The organism is Providencia sp. 6390 (genome assembly GCF_058148425.1).
The window spans coordinates 151,499-171,783 of sequence record NZ_JBYVYL010000004.1 but is presented as its reverse complement, the minus strand read 5'-3'; the positions used below and the strand labels follow the sequence as shown (position 1 = coordinate 171,783).

General features: G+C 40.9%; 21 protein-coding genes. 8 read left to right on the top strand and 13 right to left on the bottom strand.

What is annotated here, in order from left to right; genetic code table 11:
* Positions 1-7: 7 nt before the first annotated feature.
* The 10 genes from AC3Z9T_RS10305 to pdxR all read right to left on the bottom strand — a co-directional run bounded on the left by AC3Z9T_RS10305 (position 8) and on the right by pdxR (position 12,275).
* The gene (locus AC3Z9T_RS10305; protein ID WP_490126072.1) at positions 8-901 is read right to left on the bottom strand and encodes a dihydrodipicolinate synthase family protein; all 894 of its coding nucleotides are present in this window, start codon (positions 899-901) and stop codon (positions 8-10) included.
* Positions 902-1,046: 145 nt separating this feature from the next.
* On the bottom strand, positions 1,047-2,207 hold the full coding sequence (locus tag AC3Z9T_RS10300; protein ID WP_490126071.1) for an iron-containing alcohol dehydrogenase: 1,161 nt from the start codon (positions 2,205-2,207) through the stop codon (positions 1,047-1,049).
* Positions 2,204-2,539: a putative quinol monooxygenase gene (locus AC3Z9T_RS10295; protein ID WP_490126070.1), complete on the bottom strand. Its 336-nt coding sequence runs from the start codon at positions 2,537-2,539 to the stop codon at positions 2,204-2,206. The genes AC3Z9T_RS10300 and AC3Z9T_RS10295 overlap by 4 nt, the downstream gene beginning before the upstream one ends.
* Positions 2,536-3,126, bottom strand: a complete 591-nt coding sequence (locus tag AC3Z9T_RS10290) for a glycerol-3-phosphate responsive antiterminator (protein WP_490126069.1) — start codon at positions 3,124-3,126, stop codon at positions 2,536-2,538. The genes AC3Z9T_RS10295 and AC3Z9T_RS10290 overlap by 4 nt, the downstream gene beginning before the upstream one ends.
* Positions 3,127-3,137: 11 nt before the next feature.
* Positions 3,138-4,682: an FAD-binding oxidoreductase gene (locus AC3Z9T_RS10285; protein WP_490126068.1), complete on the bottom strand. Its 1,545-nt coding sequence runs from the start codon at positions 4,680-4,682 to the stop codon at positions 3,138-3,140.
* Positions 4,679-6,358 carry a glycerol-3-phosphate dehydrogenase/oxidase gene (locus AC3Z9T_RS10280; protein ID WP_490126067.1) on the bottom strand — a complete coding sequence of 560 codons (1,680 nt, stop codon included), beginning with the start codon at positions 6,356-6,358 and terminating at the stop codon, positions 4,679-4,681. Before AC3Z9T_RS10280 ends, AC3Z9T_RS10285 begins: the two co-directional genes overlap by 4 nt.
* Positions 6,359-6,372: 14 nt before the next feature.
* Positions 6,373-7,899, bottom strand: a complete 1,527-nt coding sequence (locus AC3Z9T_RS10275) for an FGGY family carbohydrate kinase (protein WP_490126066.1) — start codon at positions 7,897-7,899, stop codon at positions 6,373-6,375.
* Positions 7,896-9,359, bottom strand: a complete 1,464-nt coding sequence (locus AC3Z9T_RS10270) for an MFS transporter (RefSeq protein ID WP_490126065.1) — start codon at positions 9,357-9,359, stop codon at positions 7,896-7,898. Before AC3Z9T_RS10270 ends, AC3Z9T_RS10275 begins: the two co-directional genes overlap by 4 nt.
* Positions 9,360-10,011: 652 nt before the next feature.
* On the bottom strand, positions 10,012-10,362 hold the full coding sequence (locus tag AC3Z9T_RS10265) for a phage holin family protein (RefSeq protein WP_490126064.1): 351 nt from the start codon (positions 10,360-10,362) through the stop codon (positions 10,012-10,014).
* 494 nt (positions 10,363-10,856) lie between these two features.
* Positions 10,857-12,275: a MocR-like pyridoxine biosynthesis transcription factor PdxR gene (gene pdxR, locus AC3Z9T_RS10260; protein WP_490126063.1), complete on the bottom strand. Its 1,419-nt coding sequence runs from the start codon at positions 12,273-12,275 to the stop codon at positions 10,857-10,859.
* A 120-nt stretch (positions 12,276-12,395) separates the two neighbouring features.
* Here pdxR and AC3Z9T_RS10255 point away from each other — a divergent pair, with 120 nt between their 5' ends.
* Positions 12,396-12,827, top strand: coding sequence for a carboxymuconolactone decarboxylase family protein (locus AC3Z9T_RS10255; RefSeq protein WP_490126062.1), 432 nt, complete (start codon positions 12,396-12,398; stop codon positions 12,825-12,827).
* A 48-nt stretch (positions 12,828-12,875) separates the two neighbouring features.
* On the opposite strand, the gene AC3Z9T_RS10250 is transcribed toward AC3Z9T_RS10255, so the two are convergent.
* The gene (locus tag AC3Z9T_RS10250) at positions 12,876-13,307 is read right to left on the bottom strand and encodes a DMT family transporter (RefSeq protein WP_490126061.1); all 432 of its coding nucleotides are present in this window, start codon (positions 13,305-13,307) and stop codon (positions 12,876-12,878) included.
* Positions 13,308-13,309: 2 nt separating this feature from the next.
* Positions 13,310-13,768: a DMT family transporter gene (locus AC3Z9T_RS10245; protein WP_490126060.1), complete on the bottom strand. Its 459-nt coding sequence runs from the start codon at positions 13,766-13,768 to the stop codon at positions 13,310-13,312.
* Positions 13,769-13,867: 99 nt separating this feature from the next.
* On the opposite strand from AC3Z9T_RS10245, the gene AC3Z9T_RS10240 reads away from it, so the two are divergent.
* Positions 13,868-14,797, top strand: coding sequence for a LysR family transcriptional regulator (locus AC3Z9T_RS10240; RefSeq protein ID WP_490126059.1), 930 nt, complete (start codon positions 13,868-13,870; stop codon positions 14,795-14,797).
* Positions 14,798-14,860: 63 nt separating this feature from the next.
* Here the strand turns inward: AC3Z9T_RS10240 and map are convergent, their stop codons facing one another.
* Complete coding sequence (gene map, locus AC3Z9T_RS10235; RefSeq protein ID WP_490126058.1) at positions 14,861-15,661, bottom strand: type I methionyl aminopeptidase; 801 nt, start codon at positions 15,659-15,661, stop codon at positions 14,861-14,863.
* A 380-nt stretch (positions 15,662-16,041) separates the two neighbouring features.
* On the opposite strand from map, the gene AC3Z9T_RS10230 reads away from it, so the two are divergent.
* The 6 genes from AC3Z9T_RS10230 (at position 16,042) to AC3Z9T_RS10205 (ending at position 20,182) form a co-directional block, all read left to right on the top strand.
* Positions 16,042-16,467 (top strand): universal stress protein, encoded by a 426-nt coding sequence (locus AC3Z9T_RS10230; RefSeq protein WP_490126057.1) that lies wholly within the window; start codon positions 16,042-16,044, stop codon positions 16,465-16,467.
* A 434-nt stretch (positions 16,468-16,901) separates the two neighbouring features.
* On the top strand, positions 16,902-17,216 hold the full coding sequence (nirD, locus tag AC3Z9T_RS10225; RefSeq protein WP_490126056.1) for a nitrite reductase small subunit NirD: 315 nt from the start codon (positions 16,902-16,904) through the stop codon (positions 17,214-17,216).
* 2 nt (positions 17,217-17,218) lie between these two features.
* Positions 17,219-17,527, top strand: coding sequence for a recombinase-like helix-turn-helix domain-containing protein (locus AC3Z9T_RS10220; RefSeq protein WP_490126055.1), 309 nt, complete (start codon positions 17,219-17,221; stop codon positions 17,525-17,527).
* Positions 17,528-17,589: 62 nt separating this feature from the next.
* Complete coding sequence (locus tag AC3Z9T_RS10215; protein WP_490126054.1) at positions 17,590-18,627, top strand: Rieske 2Fe-2S domain-containing protein; 1,038 nt, start codon at positions 17,590-17,592, stop codon at positions 18,625-18,627.
* Positions 18,620-19,375, top strand: a complete 756-nt coding sequence (locus AC3Z9T_RS10210) for an SDR family oxidoreductase (RefSeq protein WP_490126053.1) — start codon at positions 18,620-18,622, stop codon at positions 19,373-19,375. Before AC3Z9T_RS10215 ends, AC3Z9T_RS10210 begins: the two co-directional genes overlap by 8 nt.
* A 30-nt stretch (positions 19,376-19,405) precedes the next feature.
* The gene (locus AC3Z9T_RS10205) at positions 19,406-20,182 is read left to right on the top strand and encodes an IclR family transcriptional regulator (RefSeq protein ID WP_490126052.1); all 777 of its coding nucleotides are present in this window, start codon (positions 19,406-19,408) and stop codon (positions 20,180-20,182) included.
* Positions 20,183-20,285 lie beyond the last annotated feature (103 nt).

The window sequence follows — 20,285 nt, the reverse complement described above, 5'->3', positions numbered from 1 at the left end:
AGTTTTATCAAATTAGTTGTAGTGAATGTAATAAATTATTGAGCTGTTCTTTATCATTACGGTCTACCCCCATTAATGGATGAGGCAAACATGGCGCTTGTACCAATTGCATAATTTCTGCCATTGTCGCCACACAACGTACGCTACCCTTATATTTTGCAACCATTTGCCATAAAGCAGTGAATTTTTCTGAGAGATGAATACCTTCATCGATATCTCCTTTCTGCACCGCTCGTAAAATATTCAGCATCTCTGTGGGTAATAAGCCTGCTGTTGCAGAAAACCATACATCCGCCCCTCCTGCCACACCATAGGCTGCTAAGCTGTCTGTACTGACACCAATTTTAACATGGCTGGGTATTAGCTCTCGTAGCACTTGTATGTGCTGCCTCACCAGTGAAATGTCATTTGAAATGGCTGGAGTTTTTATCGCGGCAATATGCGGCAATTGAGCAATTTTCGCGTAGAATTCATTTGTAAACGTAAAATGTGTCGTTCCGCTATTGTTATATACACAAAGTGGAACAGAGATTTCCCGAGAAACCATTTCAAATAAATGGTATACCTCATTTTCATTTAAAACATGGTAGGCAACTGGCGCTAACATTAATGCCGAAGCCCCTGCTTTTTGTGCATCCTCACTATAAGTTAAAACATCATAACTGTTTACCGCACCAATCCCCACCATAACAGGAATATGACCTGCCGCCTCAACTGCCAGCTCAGTGACCTGTTTTCTTTGAGATGCGTTCAAATAAGGATAGCAACCAGTTGAACCTAAAACGCCTATCGAATCAACTTTGGCTTCTGTTAATCGGTTGATCAGCCCAAGAAATGCATTGTGGTCAACGCGATTATTTTGTAGTGGCGTTAAAGGGAAAGCAGATAAACCATGGAACATGAATACCTCTCAGACAATCGTTGAAAGGTTAGATATAACGCTAACAACAAATAAAAAACAAGCACCGCACCGAGCAGAAGCACAATTGTCACCATCACAATTTACCTGCACGAATGAACCCTTAATAGCGGTGCATAATTTTTATTTACCATGCCTGCTGATATAGCTCTAATGCATTTTCCTCTGTTAGTTCTCGTGGGTTATTCACTAATAGCCGAGTCTGAGCCATAGCAGCAGTGGCGAGTGATGTTAAATCACTGTGTGAAACCCCCAATTCACGCAGGCGCTGAGGAGCTTGGCACGATGCAATAATTTGAGCCATCCGGCGAATAAATGCTTCACTATCTTGTTGCTCGTTGTTTACTACTGGAGCACCTACATACATAGCTAATTCTGCATATAGCTTGCCTGCGCTAGGCAAGTTAAATTTAAGCACTGGCAATAACATCAATGCATTTGATAAACCATGCGAAATATGATGCTGCGCACCCAGTGGATAGGCCAATGCATGAACTGCGGCAACAGGTGAATTAGCAAAAGCGATCCCAGCAAGTGTTGCACCTAATAAATTGGCTTCTCTGGCAGCTTGATTATTGCCATCATCGCAAGCAGTCACTAAATTTTGACTGAGTAGCACCAACGCTTCTTTGGCCAGTAAATCTGAAAGTAAATTTTTCTTATGCTTACTGGTATAGGCTTCGATCGCATGAACCATCGCATCAATCCCTGATGCAGCCGTATGTATTACTGGTAGCTTCAGAGTTAGCTGAGCATCTAACACCACCACATCACAGAACAATGTTGAGTCAACGATCCCCATTTTATTGTCATCGGACGTGGTAAGGATCGCAATATTAGTAACTTCTGAGCCTGTTCCTGCTGTGGTTGGTATTTGAATTAAAGGTAGCCTTTCTCCCTTAACCTTATTGATACCATACATTTCAGAAAGTTTTTGCTGTGATTGCGCCATGATGGCCACAAGCTTTGCTACATCTAGACTTGAGCCACCACCTAACCCAATAATGATTTCAGCACCAACATTTATCGCCATTTCAGCCGCATCAATCACCTGCTGCTCTAAGGGATCTGGCTGAACTGCCGAATAGAGTGAAACACTATATCCAGCTCGCTCTAAATTATGCATAACATCAGACACAATACCGGTTTGCACCAGCCCCTGATCGGTAATCATCATCACCTGTTTTTGTAAACTCAAGGCTTCTATGATGCTGTCTAACCGCTGCGCTGCTCCCCATTCAAAAACGATTTTGGGTACGCAGGCAAATTCAAATTTTGCTAAGTTCACAATTGGCGTCTCCCTTGATTGGGAGAATTATCTCCTTGTGTAACAAAAATACTTTCAACGTGTTTTCTATCTAAAAGTGGCGTGATGACAGCAACACCAATGCGTTGAAAATGAGCTGTTTGGCGATGTGCTTCCAAACCATCTGCTGTTTGATATTGTTCAAGAATAACAAAGTGATCACTATTTTCTGTAGAACGGAAGAATTGATATGACAAATTATCAGGCTCTGTGCGTGTAGCTTCAGCCAGTTCTATCAAGGCTTGATTAACGCTATCTCCCATTCCCTGTTTGGCATAGTAGTAAGCAATAACTTGCAGATACTGATTATTCATTTCATTTTTCCTTCTGGTGATAATGCCATTCCCCATAATTGGCAATCACTGCTTGAAACAGCGATAGCACCACTTGCTAATGCATAGGTGACATCATTGGCATGACTCACAAATCCAGAAGCAACAATCGGAGGCAGTTTCATTTTATCGGTGTGAGATAATAGAGGTAGCATAGGCGCTGGCATTAATTGCACATAATCAGGTGCACTTTGCTCGATAGCATTTAAACTGCGCAGCCAAGTGGAGCGATCGGTGACAAAGATTTTTTGCATCGTCAGCAATTCAAGGCGATTAGCACGTTGAATGGTCTGTAAACGAGTTGATAGTATGCCTGTCGCACCGCTTTCAGCAATATATTCAATACCACTTTTATCTTGCTGAATACCATTGCAGCTATCAATATTCACAATCACGAATTTATCCGCTTGTGTGAGTAAATTAATCACTGGTTGAATTTTTAGCAGATCGATATTGGCAACAATGCAAACTTTTGCCTCGCTTTCAATAGCGACTTTTAATTGATCGACACCATAGATCGCCATAATGACAGGATGGCGCGCTAACAGCGCGCCAAAGTTATGAACCATAATTCACCTACCTAATCAGTAGGAAGCTCAGTACTAAATCCGAGTTTCCCTGGGTTGAGTATTTGTTTCGGATCAAGCGTATCTTTCACGCTTTTCATAATTGAAAAAGCAGATGAAAGTGATTCCGCCATATAAGGTGCTCTTAGTAGCCCGACCCCATGATGATGGCTGAGTGTGGCTTTATGTTTAATAATCACTTGGTTTGCTGCATCCCATGTCGCGCGATACCATGCTGCACGTTGTGTCACATCAACATCGCCTCTTAATGAGAAATACAGGCAAGCGCCATCAACATAAGCGTGTGATTGGTGCGCAGAGCCTGCTAATGTTCCCGGTACTGCATTAATAGCCGCCACAACTTTATCATAAATCGTGCTGAGATCACGCCAGCAACCAATCATTTCTAATGTATCGGCAACCAGTCCCGGTGTCCGTTTAAACCCTTCTGCACTTTTCCCTGTTAGATAACGGGTATCTAACCAACGCTCAAAGATGGCTGCTTGATCAAGAGGCTGTCCGCTTTGTTGGCACACCCGATCAGCAATGGTCAAAAAGGCATCAACCACTTCTTTGGCACCTTCATCGGCAATTAACAATACATTGGTGTTAGGCAAATCAAATTGCACGCCACTTTCTAGGTTGTCATAAAGGCGCAAAACCGCTGGCGTTGTACCCTGTTGCATTATTTGTCGACAAGCTTCTAACCCTTCTGCAAAACTGTCAAAACCCCATGCAATTGCACGCCCATACTCAGGTAAACGATGAAGCTTGAAACGAATACGAACAATAATGCCTAACGTACCCTCAGAGCCAATAAATAACTGTTGTAAGTCAGGCCCTGTCGCAGCACGTGAATAGCCCCCTACCGTAATCAATTGGCCATCCGCAAGCACGATATCCATGCCATACACCATATCTTCAATTTTGCCATAACGAGTTGACAGCTGCCCCGCACCTCGGCACGCCACCCAACCGCCTACTGTGCTGATGCCAAATGATGAAGGCCAATGTCCCATCGTCATTCCATATTCTTTTTGAATGATTTCTTCAAAAACATCACCAAACATACCTGCTTCAACATCAACAATTTGGCTGTTTTCATCAAAACTGACTAATTTGTTCAGTTCACAAACATCCAATACGATCCCACCACGTAAAGGTAAAGCTGCGCCGGTAACATTACTGCGCCCTGCTGAAACCGTGACTGGTATAGTTTTTTCGTTCGCAATACGCATCACTGCTTGTACTTGTTCAACGGTTGAGACACAAACGATCACCGCCGTTGGCGTTGCGGGCTTACCTTCCGTTTCACTGATCATGGTTTTTGCCCACCAATCACGCGTGAAACGAATAACATCTTGCTCTGAAGTCATCACACAGTCAGCAATCTGTATTAATCGATCGACCGTCTCTTTATCCACATTGACTGGCGCAGTTTGTAGCCCTTGGCTACCATTGCCTGAAGATACTGATGTTGCCCACCCCGGTGGAGTGTGTGCGCCAACAATATAGTTACCTCGGTTATAGCCGCGCTTAATCGCATCTTTACTGATCATAATTCTTCTCCTATAAGTATCGATTTTTCACGTTTAATCGCTGCCTGATAGTCGTCTACTTGTGTCTTAATCTCTTCGGCAGTAAAACTCAGTTCTTGTTGAAGTAATTCACCCACTCGCTGTGCTGCTTGTGCAGAAGCATCTCTAGCCATTAAGCGCGCTCGGATCCTCCTTGCTAGCACATCGTCAACCGTACTCGCGAGCTCATGACGAATGGCATAAAGTACCTCTGCCTCGCTATAAGGTAGGCCTTCAACAATCGGTTTTGCGAGTGTGGGATCTTGTTGCAAAATATCACTGACAAAATGCGCTTCTGTTCCATAGCGCTCGCCAAGGTGTGCCGCCATTCCACCTGATGCCATCACTGCTTGCGGATCATAACCCGCCGCACCTAATAGATAAGCTGATTTGGTGGTACAACGTTTTTTCTTACCTAATAATTTACTGGCAGCATCAATAGTTTGCTCCGCCATATGCCGCGAGGTGGTTAACTTGCCACCAACGACAGTAATCAAGCCATCTTCTGCGATCGTGATTTGATGATCACGTTTCATTTCAATGGTCTTGCCACCTTTTCCTCCGACTAAAGGTCGACACCCTGCAATACTGCCAACAACATCATCAACCGTTAAATTGGCTTTCAAGGCCGTATTCGCTCCCTCAATTAAGAAATCTAATTCTTTACGAGTGCAATACACGTCATCTAAGTTTCCTTCGTAGTCCTCATCGGTAGTGCCTAAGTAAGAAACATTTCCCCAACGTGTAATGGTTGCGCGGCGGTTGCGCCCTGGAACAGGAATGGTGACAGTACAATCATTACGTATTTTCAACCATGGGATCGCAATGTGAACGCCTTTTGCAGGGCGAACATGCAAAGCACTTTCAGTGCCTTTTTTCTCGCCTTTCCAATCGCGTAGCCATACGCCAGTTGCCATGATCACGACTTTGGCAGAAACATTGATTTCACGATTATCGGCCTGAACCATCGCGCCACTCACTTTGCCATGAGCACCCCTGAGGATTTCCTGTGCTTTGGTATGATTGACGACAGTGACTCCGTGATGTGCGGCAGTTCTTGCTAATGCAAGTGTCAGTCTGGCGTCATCAACACGTGCATCAAAATACATGAATCCACCAGACAGCTGTTCCTCATTCAGTGTCGGACAATGCGATAACACTTCAGCGGGTGTCAATTTTTGGTGCAAAATGCCTTCGCGCCAGCCACCCGCTAAATCGTAAGTCCATAGTAAACTTTCGAATGCTTTAGCTAATCGCTTATCAAATACGCCGTTTTTATCTAAGATCGGGAACATAAAAGGTAAGCGCTGTACTAAATGCCGTGCATTACGACGTAAGCGTTGACGCTCTAATAAGGAATGAAAAACCAGCTTTAAATTCCCTTGTTCTATATAACGCAACCCACCATGTACCATTTTGGAAGATTTGGATGATGTGCCAGAGGCAAAATCATCCTTTTCAACTAACGCAACTTTATATCCTCTTAGACTGGCATCTAATGCAGAATAAGCCCCTGTTACACCCCCACCAATAATTAAGATGTCGTATTTTTCATGCTGTAACTGATTGAGTTGTTCTTCTCGATTGAGTCTTAGTGGCTCTGTTGTAAACAGATCACTATGTGATTTACTGGGCTGACGAGATGGCAAAAAATTCATGAGTAAATAGACTCCTAACAAGCAATGGCTTTTGTCGCGGTATTATCGATTTCAAGTTGAATACGTGAATTCCACTGTAAAAGGCGCTGATGACGCTCAGCGGCGCTAATTGAGGGAATAAAACGTTTCGCTACCGTTAATGTTTTGCAGGCACCTTCGAGAGAATCCCAAAGTAATCCATTCGAACCAGCTAAAAATGCAGCGCCTCTAAGGCTTGCCCTTGCTGTTTCAGACATGCGCAACACGGGAACGCCGCTGATATCCGCTTGAATTTGCAATAAAGCATCACTGTTTGACATTCCACCACCTACCACCAGTTCTGCGGCAGTTAAACCCGTTGCGGATTGATTCGCTCGTAAGCAGCCCGCCACTGAGTTGGCAATACCTTCTAAAATGGCATAAGCAATTTGTGGACGTGTCGTTGAAATCGATATGCCGTTTAAAGAGGCACGTGCTTGAGGCTGTAAAATAGGTACTCGTAACCCAGTTAAAGCAGGAATAAAACTGACACCACCTGCATTTTCTGCTTGCATCGCCAGTTCACTAATTTGCTCTGGCGAATCAAACCAGTGCAGCTTTTCACATACCCAATTCAGCGCTGAGCCAGTTGTAGGAACAAAAGTTTCTACTGAGTAATGAGATCGTGATTGCTGGCGTCGCGCCACCATAGCCAATGTGCTTTCAAGTTTATGGTCGAATGAAGGAACGCTTTCACTGACGATTTGATCGATGAAACTCCCTGTACCATGCATGCAAATAGATTGCCCGTGCTGAATACAACCTAAACCGACCGCTCCAGCAAACTGATCTCCCATACAAGCTAATATTGGCACAGCAATACCGAGCAGATCTTGCCGTGTCGTTCCTAAATCATCTGAATCATCTTTAAGTTCAGGCAATAATGATAAAGGAAATGATAAAGCCTCCAACCATGGGGTGTAATAACGATGTTCACGCAAGCGATAAGCGCCTGCAGAGGTTGCATTCGTTGGTGTTGTAATGCAGTGACCTTCCTGTGATAAATGCCACAATAACCAACTATCGATGGTGCCAAATTTGAGTCGGTTAGCCTTAAATGCCTCAGCAACCACTGAAGTTTCTTGAATATGTTTCGCAGCCCATAAATAAGGTGAACGAATACCGACAGGACGACCTGTGTGTTGTAATAATCGCTGATCCCATTCATCAGCTAGGGTATGTAAAATATCGGCATAGCGTGCATCTTGCCAAACCATGGCGGGTACTAATGATTTGCCCGTCTCACTGTCCCACAGTACAGAGGTCGAGCGCTGGGTCGCAATACTTAAGGCCACAATATTTAGATTGTTTTGTTGCGCCTGAGCGATAGTTTTACGGCAAACATCTAATGTCGCCTTTAATATGTCATCTGCATTTTGCTCTGTAACACCATGCTGTAAACTTTCAACTCGTAAAGGGTGATATTCCAAAAAGCTCACTAACCCATCGGCGCCGACAACGGCTGAACGTGTACCTGACGTTCCTTCATCGATCGCTAGAATGACATTTTGACTGTGTTTCATTCTGTTCTCCTTAACGAGTTGTCAATAATGGTTTCTTTTTCTGCTTTAAATTGCGGAGCATTTGGCTCATTGTCAGGCACGATATCGGTACGAGTGGGATCCCATTTAATTAGGAAACAAATGACACTGGCGACCAGCGGTACAACCGACATAATAAGAAAAGTGGTTTGCAAGCCATAAGATTCACGGAAAACAGGGAAAATGAATAAACCGAGTGCAGCTCCCATCGCTCCAAGAGCACCAATGATACCGTTTGCCCCCGCGCGCAACTCACTTCTGAATGAAAGTGAAGATAGACTTTTTCCATTCGCTCCCGGTCCACCTGAGTGACAGAGAATAAATAGCGCAGGTACAGTCAACGATAACCAAATTGGCATCACGTCACTGTAGAGCCCTAAAGAAAGTAGAACGAAAAAGGCAACGGCGAAGCCTGTTGCTGATGCCATTCTTAACCCCAGCCAACGGCCAATCAGTGGTGACATAAATCCACCGAGGATCCCAAACAGGTTGAAGAACAGTGAACCTAGTGTCGCATAAACAAAGTTCTTGCCGAACATAGCCGCACTGATCACTGGCAGATACCAACCGATCCCAAAGTATTGAATGGATTGACAGATTTGTACTGTTGCAGCCAAAAGTGTTCTGGGTAAATAAACCCCTTTAAAAATAAGTAATAAATTCCGAACGCCACCTTTTGCTTGACCTACAATTGGCTTCAATTCTTCTTTAGGCGCTAATACAAAATAATCACCATAGACTTTGGTCATTGCTTTAGTGGCTTCAGCAAAACGTGATTTTCGAGCCAACCAAATTGGGCTTTCAACAAGATAGACAAATTGCAGAATAAAAATAGTAATGCCACAAACCGCGGTGACACCAATAGAATAACGCCAGATCGCATCACCAACATCCATTGAGAAAAATAGTAATGCAAAAATCAAATTGAGACACACGGCAACATACCAAACCCCTTGCCATGTATTAAGACGACTTTTTAATTTTGCGGGGGTAAATTCGGCTAACATCGCCATTGCGACGGCAAAGTCCATCCCGTAAGACACGCCAACAAAGAAGCGCCCTGCGATAATGGTGTGGAAATCTGCGGAGAACATCACTAACAATGCACCAATAATGGCAACAACCTTAGCAATAATTAATGGTTTAACCCTTCCCCATCGATCAGCAATCCAACCACCTACAGGGTTAAAAACGATTGCGACCCATGACGAGAAAGACGTCAATAACGCAATCTGCGTCGCTGATAAATTTAAATCACGGGTCATTGGGTTGAGCCCTGCACTTAATGCTGAATTTGAAAATGCATCAAGGAATAATCCCCCAAGCATTAACCACCAAATCAGCCCTGCACGGCCAGTAAGACGAGCCTGAGAATCGATGAATTGTATAATGTCATCGATACCTCTTATTGTTACGGATTTTGATAGATTGCGAACAGTCATAGCAGCCCCCTTCGTAATATTGGTAAGATGGCCGCTATCCACTAAAAAAAGACAATAAGAGACCATCTTCATATCACAGATAGTCTCTTATCTAAAATCTGCTGCCCTCAATCTACTGGCATACAACAATGAATGTCAAAACATTGTTAATATAATTAATGATAATTGTGACTTGTAGCGCAAATGTTAACAAATAATCAATAAGGTAAAACCAATAAATTTAGGATAAGTAAAAAACACAAGCAAAAATAGCTTTTATTACATCAATTATTAATATATTTAACATGTATGATAAGATATAAAACTGAATTAACCAAGAATGTAAAATTCAAAGAAATACTAATCAAAGTGCCTTAATAGAATACCCAACGAATAATCATTACCTCTGAGTTTCACCTAACTGATAGGAAAGACAAACAAAATATAGTAGCTGTACTCTAAATAATTCGAGGTGCAGCTAGGCGACAGGTGAACGAATCGCTAGGAGCATACAAAAGTATATGACTGACGTGTGTAAATGTAGGCAACAACGTTACAACTTGAAATATGACGAGTATAAGTGATTATTAATAATAAGATCCATATATTCGATAAGCCTGATTGATGGCTTATCGTAAAACTTAATTCTGTCAATATATCTCATTATTTAACATTATTCTTTTTCTCCATAACGTTTTTTCATTGAAATCAAAAGTGAATCCACAATCCAGCTAATCTTTTTTGTACCAAGAAAACCTATCATGGCTCCACAAAATTCAGCAAGAGATGACCAAGCCTCAGAATAATTCATATAAACTAATAACCATTGCAGTGCACGGATCGCACTCACGGTAATTGCCCCACAAATCACTGCTTCCGCTAATGATTGCCATGTACTATTGCCATCTCGCCATTCTCGAATAAATGCAATCAGCGTTGCTAACATAACACCACTTAATAATGGAAAATTGAGTTGAACCCAGCGAAAAACCTGCTCCCAAAAATCGATATTTTTTTCATGCATAATGATACCTCCTAAATGGAGTGCTAGTTTATTGTCAATAAATGAAGCCTCCTTATAATTATGTAAGGTCATCAAGTTATATATACTCGTCATACTTCAAGTTGCAGTACCTTTCGTTAAGGTATAAGTGACTACGTTCACTCGTTGCATAGCTGCACCTCGAATTATTTAGAGTATAGATTTTCATAATCTTACCAAATTTAATTAATTATCATTCAATAATTACCATTACTATTACTATTACTATTACTATTACTATTAATAAATCAAGGATATAATAATGATAAAGTGAGCCTTATACATAACAAGGCAAAGTTACAACCATTAATTAAACATTCTATTTTATATTATTTAACACAAAATAGCATACAGATAGATACTCGCATGGATAAGAATTAGTATAAATACGTTATTTCTTTAGTCATTAATAATATTTACACCTCAAACTATATTGCAAAAAAAGAGAATAACTAATATTAAACAATTTATTTAGTTTAAACAGTGATAATTTTCTTTAATTGCAAACAAAAGTCGAATGCATCATGTGAATTCTTAATATTAGTGAACCCTAATAATATAATTTGCGAAGAGTTATTAGACTGCATCCAACTATCAAGTGCTTGAATAGCGAAACCTTGCTTATTCGCTCGCATCACAAATTTTTCCGCTGACTGCCCATTAATTAGCTCAGCAACAATATGCATTCCACCAGACTGCTGATGAACTAATAAGATACCAGCGAAAACTTGAGTGATAGCATCAATTAAGTATTGCCGTCTCTGCTTATATAAATTGCGCATTTTTCGTAAATGACGTGAGAAATGCCCTTCTTGAATAAACAGTTGGCAAATCTGTTGTGTCCATATAGGGCTAGTTCCTCCTAATGATCGCGCTGTGCTTTGAAATTGAGTCACTTGGTTAATCGGCACAACGGTGTATGAAAGGCGTAAAGAGGGAAACAGCACCTTACTTAAGGTTCCGCAGTAAATAACCCTATGATCTTTATCTAGGTTTTTCAACGCAGGAATTGGACGGCCTAAATAACGAAACTCACTGTCGTAATCATCTTCAATCACCCAACTTGCATGTTGGTTTGCCCATTTAAGTAAATCCATGCGCCTTTTCAATGATAACGTAACATTGGTTGGACTGTGATGAGTCGGTGTCACTAAGGCAAATTTTGCATTCACAGCCATTTTATTGCCTAAATCAATATCCATTCCCTGATCGTCAACACCAATGGGGACTAAAACCATTCCCATTTTTTGCAGGAATTCCCGAGCAATATGATAACCAGGCTCCTCAAACCAACCAATATCCCCTTCTTGAAATAAGCTTCGTAGAATTAAAAATAAACTCGCCCTATAACCAGATGAAATAAATATTTGCTCAGGTGAGCAAGCTACGCCTCTCGATACCGCCAAATAACTCGCTAACGCTTCTCTTAACCCCATAAAACCTTGTGGATCAGGGTAACCAAGCTGCACGGGTTCGATATTACGTAACACTCGATGCGTTAACCGACTCCACAACGTCAAAGGAAATACATCTAAAGCAGGGATCCCAAGTTGAAAAGGCAATAATTCATTTTCATGATAAAAATGAGTCCCCTCAGCACATGGATTATCTTGATGTAACTGGTTCGCTGTGATGGATTTTGTATTACGCAAAAAATTCGCCATTGAGGCAATAAACGTGCCTTTAGCCCCTCGGCCAATCAATATACCTTCACTGGTCAACAGCTGATAAGCAAGTTCAACAGTTCCTCGAGCAACGTTTAATTCACTGGCTAAAGTACGGATCGAAGGTACTCTTTGCCCCGCAAGCAGTTGTCCTGACTCGATTGCATCACGAAACCGATGATACAGCTGCATATACAATGGCTCATTAAGCGTACTATCAACCTTAAACATATTACCCTCTATCTTGTCCTAGTTATTTTTACCATTTTTGTCACTTTATTATAGGACAATTTATTATTACTATCTTTACCAATAAATCATCATATTATATTGATAAGGATAGAAATTGTTATGAGTACACTACGCCTAGTCTATAGCAAGTTATCACCTGAAGCCTATAAAGGTTTAATTGATTGTAAGAAAGCGTTAGAAAAAGGTGGATTAGGGATTGAACTGATTGAATTAGTTAACTTGCGTGTTTCACAAATGAATGGATGCGCTTTTTGCTTAGAAATGCATGCTGCATCATTGAGAGAACGTGGCATCAGCAATAAAAAAATTGACAGCTTAGCGGGTTGGCAAGTCAGTGCACATTTTACTGTCGAAGAACGTGCCGCTCTTGCTTGGACTGAATCGCTGGTTAATATTGCTCAAACTGTTGCACCCGATGAGTTATTTCAAAACCTTAAACACTACTTTTCTGATGCACAAATCTCTGATTTAACCCTTGCCATAGGGCTAATGAGTGCGTTGAATCGTATTGCCATTGGTATGCGACAGTAATATCACTATGCTTGGTGTGATAATTGAACCATCACACCAACATGAGTTTTAATTTTCAGACTTCATATACTGATAGAGAACGCCAGTAATAATTAGCATTAATCCGAATAGCTGGAGGGTTAAATAGCTACCAGTATGCCCATTAAAAATATCTAATACAAAGCTTGAAACCACTTGTCCACTAATCGCCAATAAAGTTGTCAATGTGACACCCAATTTAGGTAAAACATAGCTATTAATCACGACAAAAAATGCGCCAATCACTCCACCAACAAATGCAACTAGAGGGATCTGATGAATATTTTGGATATATAAACCGCCTTGAAAAATCAAAACTAATCCCAAAAATAAGAAACCCACAATATGATTAACTAAAGAAGCATAAAATGCATTTTTACTTTGTGCCAATGCGCCATTGAGCGTTCGGCTTGACACAATACATAATCCATTCAGCAAAGCGATACTAACAAAAAACCACATTTCTATTTCCCTAATACAATCAATGTACTGCCTAGAATAAATAACGCCGATACGATTAAATCACTCGTATCTATCCGTTTTCCTTTTACTCTTAAACCAAAGAAACCGAAATAGTCTATTACTAGGCCAAACACCACTTGCCCGACCAACATCAAAACGATACTTCCTGATAAAGACAGTGGGCTATTCACAGTAATTGCAGCCAGTAATACAGTGAATGCGCCAGGAATCCCAGCTAAATAACTGATTATGCTTGTTTTACCCTTTAATACCACGTGTTTATTTCTCAATCTGAATAACATAAACACAGCAAAAGAAAAAACAGCGCCTACTCCGTGAGTTAACCAAGAGGCTTTTAGTGGTGATGTAAATTGCGATAAATAACTGTTGCTCATGATCATTAAGGTGAGCAACACTCCTGACATAATAGCCAGTAAAGGTAACAATATTTTATTCTTCATAAGGAAACTTTTTTATTGAGGGAGCTTCATTATAGTTTTGCTAATGGTATTAATTAATCTATAGAATAGGAAACACTGTGTTTATTTTGAGTCAACAATATGCATGATTTAAATGCTATTCCTATTTTAATCGAAGTTGCAGAAAACTTAAGTTTCACCAGAGCGGCTGAAAAGTTACATATGACCAAGTCTGCCGTGAGTAAATCAGTTAGCACTGTTGAAAGTCAACTAGGCGTAAAATTATTCAATCGTTCAACACGTAAAATTAGCTTAACTGAAATAGGTACGACCTATATTGAATACTTAAAAACATCCTACTCTTTCATTGAGCAAGGAAAAGACGCTATCACCCAGTTAAATCTCAAAGCTGCAGGTAGAATAAAAATCACAGTTCCCATGTCATTTGGTACATTACACTTATCAAGGTTGATGCCTAAATTCTTAAAACAATTCCCTGACTTGCAAACTGAAATGATTTTAGATGACAAAGTGGTTGATTTAATCGCCGAAGGATTTGATGTTGCCATACGTATTGGTCATTTGCCTGATTCTTCACTAGTTGGGCGAAAAATAACCTCTTGCTATAGTGCATTGTGTGCTTCGCCCAATTATTTAGCACAGCATGGAATACCTAAACAAGCTGTGGACTTAAAACGCCATAATTGTCTGTTCTATTCATTATATCAATCAGGACAAGAATGGATTTTCTATAAAGGGAAAACCACCGAAAACATTAGCCCTAATAGTAAATTTATCGTCAATAACAGTGAATCACTATTACAAGCCGTTTTGCAAGATATTGGTATTGCTTTATTGCCTTGCTTTATTGCAGCTCCATATCTACAAAATGGTTCGCTAGTGCCTTTACTTACTGAATATTCACTACCACAACACGCCATTTACGCCGTTTATCCTAATCGAAGTTATTTACCCCATAAGACACGAGTAATGATTGATTTTTTATTTGAACAACTAAACCCAAATAGCCAATATGCACAGCAATATGAAATTAATTATTACACCCCTTAGTTAGCACAAAGGCCGCTTTCGCGGCCTTAAGGTTTTAACCTACAAGATCATAAAAGTAATCCGTTATGACTTAAAGACAGATGAGGAAATAAATTTTTTCTCCTCATTACGCAAGGTTAATACCTCATAGCCTGTGGCTGTGACTAAAATAGTATGTTCTGACTGGGCTGAAAGTTTTTTATCTCGAGTGACCACTGTCCAACCATCTTTCTTAGTTTTGATCTTCATGCCACCTTGGTTGATCATCGGCTCAATGGTGAATATCATCCCTTCTTTTAATTCAATCCCTTGACCACGAACGCCATAATGTAGTACTTGAGGGTCTTCATGCATCTCACGACCTATACCATGACCGCAGTATTCACGAACCACACTATAGCCATTGGTTTGAGCATGATGTTGAATAGCGGCACCAATATCACCCAATGTTGCGCCCGGTTTTACCTGTTTAATACCTTCCCACATGGCTTCGTAAGTGTCTTTAACTAATTTACGAGCCAGTGGCGATGCTTCAGGCATCACATACATTTTACTTGAATCAGCAATAAAGCCATTTTTTTCTAATGTAATATCAACGTTGATAATATCTTTTGCCTTCAAATGCTCATCAACTTTTGGAACACCATGACAAACCACTTCATTCAATGAGGTATTTAAAACATACTGATAATCATATTGCCCTTTACTGGCTGGTCTTGCCTGTAAATCATTGACAATATAATCTTCAACTTTGTCATTTATTTCCATAGTAGTAATACCTGGCACGATGAAAGTATCTAGCATTGCAAATACTTTGGCTAATAAACGACCGGATTCACGCATCAATTCAATTTCTTCAGCTGTTTTGATTGTGATATTACTCATGGTGCTTCCCTTTATGGTTATACTCGTCATACTTAAAATTACAGGGTTGTCGACCACCTACCTGCACTTCGAATTATTTAGAGTATAAAAAATTTTTAGACTAGTTATCGCAGCAACTCAAAGCGATACAATTGACAAACCATATCGCATACCCAATGAGAATGATAGGCAATCAGCACAAACGAGATAATCAATACTTATTTGACCTACATTTTTTAACATTAATTTCTAACTTAAATCCGCCGTCAAAGTATTACTAGTTATAATGATGTATTCTTTTCACCACTGGTCACTCTAGAACTGCTTATAGATTGAACGTTTTTTATCTTTATGACCTGATTTATTTTTAAAGCACTATCGATGATTGTTCGGAGAACAATATGTATAAAAAAATTTTAGTTCCTATTGATATTACAGAAAAAAGTTTAGCTCATATGGTACTTCCTCACATTAGGTATCTTTCTGAGGAAGAAAATGCTCATATTCACTTTTTAGCAATAATTCCAACCGTTCCTTTTTATACCTCTATGGGCTTTGGCTTCGCGGAAAAAGCAGACAGTGAACAAGATAAAGTCACCAAGCAATTAGTTGATATTATTAATGAATTTGAATTACCCAAAGAAAAATTTACTGCTCAAGTGGTCATGGGTACACCGAGAGATGAAATTTTACGTATTGCTGATGATATTCAAGCAGACTTGATTGTTATCGGTTCAAGACGACCGGGTATGTCTACCTATTTTCTTGGTTCTACCGCTTCAATGATCATTCAAAACTCTAAAATTTCTGTTTTAACTGTACGTTAAAAGGTCAACCCACTTAGGTGGGTTTTCTATAGAAAAAACATAACATTTTGTAATATAATAATTATTATCTATCTACTACTAACAAAAATATCGACTTAATAGTTTCCAACCTAAACTTATCGTCGAAATAACGATAAAAGCATAAAAAACACCCACCGATTACTTTTTTAGTGTTTCATGACTAATTTATGATGAAATAAACTAAACAGCCTATTTTTCCTTTCATGTTTCAGAGCAATAATCCACAACTTGTTTCTTATATGAAACTAAAATCAACCATAACCTCGACATACTGCACATTTTAAAACAATCAATTTACATAGCCATAACATTTGATTGACTACTTATCACCCTACCAATTAGTCTGGTTTTAAATAATAAACAATGTTTTATATATGAAACAAAATTATTTAGCTGTAGAGAGAGGAAACAAGATGAGTTGGATAGCGATATGTGATGTCTCGCAAGTACAAGAAGAATTTCCTTATTCAGCACGCGTCAAGGATACCGAGATCGGCGTTTTTCTCGTCGAAGACCAATACTACGCCATGGAAGATGTTTGCCCGCATGCCTATGCCCTACTCAGCCAAGGCTTTGTTGAAGATGGCAAAGTTGAGTGCCCACTGCACGAAGCCGTGTTTGATATTCGAACAGGTAAGTGTCTACGTGAGCCAGGTGGCCGTGATCTGCAAACATACCAAACACGTGTTGTTGATGACCGAATCGAAATCAGTTTGATTGAGGAGTAGACATGGATCCAATACAAAATTTTAACCCTTTCTTACCTGCAAATCATCAAATTATCCCAGCAAGAGAAGGGGGTAAAGGCCAGATCCAATCACCCGGCGCCGCACCCAATGTCGTTTGGCAAACTCGTTCGCGGATCCCTGATGAATATGAAGTCGCGCTGATCGCGATGTTAGAAACCTTGTTTGCTTCGGGTATTGAAACCCTTGAGCAAATCATTGATTCACTAAATCAAAAACAATTGTTTGACCGACAAGGCCAACCATGGAATGAAGCAAGTTTTCGCGAATTTCTCCAAGTAAATGGGTATTAATTCACCGCTATCTTACAGAAATAATAATAACGAATGATACCTCCGATAACAGGAAGCAAATTATGACAACCAAAACACAACTTCAAAACTATCAAGATTACTTAGATGTTGGACTGCGAGGTCAGTGGTATCCCGTTTTATCAAGCTGGGAAGTCACGAGCAACCCAATTGGTATTACCCGCCTCGAAGAACAAATTGTTTTATGGCGCGATGATAAAGGGCAAATTCATGCACTGGAAGATCGCTGCCCACATCGCGGTGCTCGTTTATCCATGGGCTGGAACCTAGGTGAACGCATTGCTTGTTGGTATCACGGTGTTGAAGTTGGTGGTGATGGTATTGTTAAAGATGTTCCTGCGGTCAATCAATGCCCTCTCGAAGGCCAAAAGTGTTTAAAAACCTACCCTGTTCAAGAATTGCATGGTGCTATTTTTCTCTACTTTGCTATTGAAGATGAAGCACCGCCATCACTCGAATTCCCAGAAGAGTTAGCTGATAGCGAAAATCATAGTAATTTTTTATGTACCGCGACATGGAATTGCAACTATCAATATGCGCTTGAAAACGTCATGGACCCAATGCATGGCACGTATTTACATTCATCTTCTCACTCTATGGCTGATGGTGATAAACAATCGGAAATGATTTTAGAGCCGACTCAAAACGGTTTTATTTTCCGCAAAAATGACCAAATCGGCGTCAACTTTGACTGGGTAGAATTTGCCAGCACAGGTGCTCACTGGCTCCGCTTATCTATCCCGTATCAAAAGCGCTTTGGGCCCGGCGGACACTTCTGGATCATCGGGATGGTGGTTCCTGAAGACAGATTTAATACACGCGTTTTCTTTTGGCGCATCCGTAAAGTCAAAGATTGGCAACGCGACCTCTGGCGCTTTATGTATCGCAATCGATTAGAAGGCCTGCATTGGGATGTGTTAGAGCAAGACCGTATCATTTTAGAAAACATGGCGCCAAATGCTCGCCAGCAAGAATTCCTTTATCAACATGATGTTGGTTTATCACGTCTACGTCGCATTATGCAGCGTGAAGCCAAAAAGCAATTTGACCAACTCTATAATAAGGAAATGTCAAATGCATGACCTACTGGCGGGTAAACGTATTGTTATTACGGGCGCAGCGAGAGGCTTAGGCTTTAGTTTCGCTCAAGCGATTGCTCAACAAGGCGCTCATGTTGTGCTGTGTGACATTCTAAAAGAACGCTTACAGCAGAGTGTCGCACAACTGCAACAAGAAGGTTTAACCGCTGAAGGACATCATTTGAATATTGCCGATCCCGACGCTATAGAGCGTGTTTTTCAGCAAATCGGCCAGCAAGGCGCAATTGATGGATTAGTGAATAATGCAGCCCTCGCAACAGGTGTTGGCGGTAAAACATTAGACGAATATGACCTCGACCTTTGGGATAGAGTGATGACCGTTAACGTTAAGGGCACATGGCTCGTCACCAAGGCGGCGCTGCCCTACTTACGTCAAAGTGAACATGGCAAAATCGTCAATATTGCATCAGATACCGCCCTGTGGGGAGCCCCGCGACTGATGGCGTATGTCGCTAGCAAAGGCGCAATTATTAGCATGACCCGCTCCATGGCACGTGAGCTAGGCGCACAAAAGATTTGTGTTAACGCCATCGCGCCGGGTCTGACCAAAGTTGAAGCGACAGAATATGTTCCCGCTGAACGCCACCAACTGTATGAAAATGGGCGAGCGCTGCAAGGTGAGCAGCAACCTGAAGATGTTACCGGAACAGTTCTATATTTGCTTTCACCAATGGCTAATTTCGTCACTGGGCAGCTGATCCCAGTTAACGGTGGATTTGTATTTAACTAATGGCGCCGCTGATGCGGGGAGGCTAAAACTTTGAGTTCAACATGCAAATATTTGATCCCCGGTTTAGAAAAAGGATTACAGCTTTTATTACTCCTTGCACAGCAGCATCGCGAACTGACTTTCGCTGAAATTTTACGTCTGGTTGATATGCCAAAAGCAACGGCTTATCGAGCCATCCAAACGTTAGTACATTTAGATTTTATCGAACAGCACCCAAGGACTGGCGCATTCTCTTTGGGTCGTAAAGTGCTCAGTTTAGGCTTAGGTTATATTGCCTCTCTCGATCTGACTCAACTGGGGCAACCTATCATAGAGCAGTTGCGTGACCGCAGTCAGTGTAATAGTCACCTTGTGATACGTGATGGCCAAGACATTATTTATATCGCTCGCGTCAGTGGTGCTGAGTCAAAAATTAACCATGTTAGTGTTGGAACGCGTTTACTGGCGCATCGAACATCGCTTGGACGCATGTTATTAAGTGGATTAAGCCGAGCTGAATTTGATGAGCTCTATCCAGACGATGAATTACCTGATGACGCGGGCAGTAAACAGGTTTTTTGGAATATGATCCAAGCCGACCGATTACGGGGCTATGTTATCGGGGAGTCTTTCTATCGACGTGGAATTTCTTCCATTGTTTACCCCGTTTATAACCGAGACAACGGTGTCGAGGCGGTCATTAGCATTATGATGCCAATGGATAGTATCCCAGCCCAAGAACGCCAACGATTACAAAATGAAGTCAGGAGTGCAGCTCAAAAACTCACAGAATTTATTGGTGGGATGACATCCGCTAAAGCGATATAGCACTACTCAACAATCACACTGAACATTAGGTTTATTGCATAAGCCAGCGGCCTCTGCTTGCCCCAAATCTAAGTTGGCAATAACCAAATTATTATATGAGGAT

Coding starts and splice junctions, on each gene's coding strand:
- AC3Z9T_RS10230 (WP_490126057.1), top strand. CDS start 16,042: ATGTATAAAAAAATTTTAGTTCCTATTGATATTACAGAAAAAAGTTTA.
- AC3Z9T_RS10210 (WP_490126053.1), top strand. CDS start 18,620: ATGCATGACCTACTGGCGGGTAAACGTATTGTTATTACGGGCGCAGCG.
- map (WP_490126058.1), bottom strand. CDS start 15,661: ATGAGTAATATCACAATCAAAACAGCTGAAGAAATTGAATTGATGCGT.
- AC3Z9T_RS10275 (WP_490126066.1), bottom strand. CDS start 7,899: ATGAAACACAGTCAAAATGTCATTCTAGCGATCGATGAAGGAACGTCA.
- AC3Z9T_RS10215 (WP_490126054.1), top strand. CDS start 17,590: ATGACAACCAAAACACAACTTCAAAACTATCAAGATTACTTAGATGTT.
- nirD (WP_490126056.1), top strand. CDS start 16,902: ATGAGTTGGATAGCGATATGTGATGTCTCGCAAGTACAAGAAGAATTT.
- AC3Z9T_RS10280 (WP_490126067.1), bottom strand. CDS start 6,358: ATGAATTTTTTGCCATCTCGTCAGCCCAGTAAATCACATAGTGATCTG.
- AC3Z9T_RS10305 (WP_490126072.1), bottom strand. CDS start 901: ATGTTCCATGGTTTATCTGCTTTCCCTTTAACGCCACTACAAAATAAT.
- AC3Z9T_RS10220 (WP_490126055.1), top strand. CDS start 17,219: ATGGATCCAATACAAAATTTTAACCCTTTCTTACCTGCAAATCATCAA.
- AC3Z9T_RS10250 (WP_490126061.1), bottom strand. CDS start 13,307: ATGTGGTTTTTTGTTAGTATCGCTTTGCTGAATGGATTATGTATTGTG.
- pdxR (WP_490126063.1), bottom strand. CDS start 12,275: ATGTTTAAGGTTGATAGTACGCTTAATGAGCCATTGTATATGCAGCTG.
- AC3Z9T_RS10240 (WP_490126059.1), top strand. CDS start 13,868: ATGCATGATTTAAATGCTATTCCTATTTTAATCGAAGTTGCAGAAAAC.
- AC3Z9T_RS10270 (WP_490126065.1), bottom strand. CDS start 9,359: ATGACTGTTCGCAATCTATCAAAATCCGTAACAATAAGAGGTATCGAT.
- AC3Z9T_RS10295 (WP_490126070.1), bottom strand. CDS start 2,539: ATGAATAATCAGTATCTGCAAGTTATTGCTTACTACTATGCCAAACAG.
- AC3Z9T_RS10245 (WP_490126060.1), bottom strand. CDS start 13,768: ATGAAGAATAAAATATTGTTACCTTTACTGGCTATTATGTCAGGAGTG.
- AC3Z9T_RS10290 (WP_490126069.1), bottom strand. CDS start 3,126: ATGGTTCATAACTTTGGCGCGCTGTTAGCGCGCCATCCTGTCATTATG.
- AC3Z9T_RS10255 (WP_490126062.1), top strand. CDS start 12,396: ATGAGTACACTACGCCTAGTCTATAGCAAGTTATCACCTGAAGCCTAT.
- AC3Z9T_RS10265 (WP_490126064.1), bottom strand. CDS start 10,362: ATGCATGAAAAAAATATCGATTTTTGGGAGCAGGTTTTTCGCTGGGTT.
- AC3Z9T_RS10285 (WP_490126068.1), bottom strand. CDS start 4,682: ATGATCAGTAAAGATGCGATTAAGCGCGGCTATAACCGAGGTAACTAT.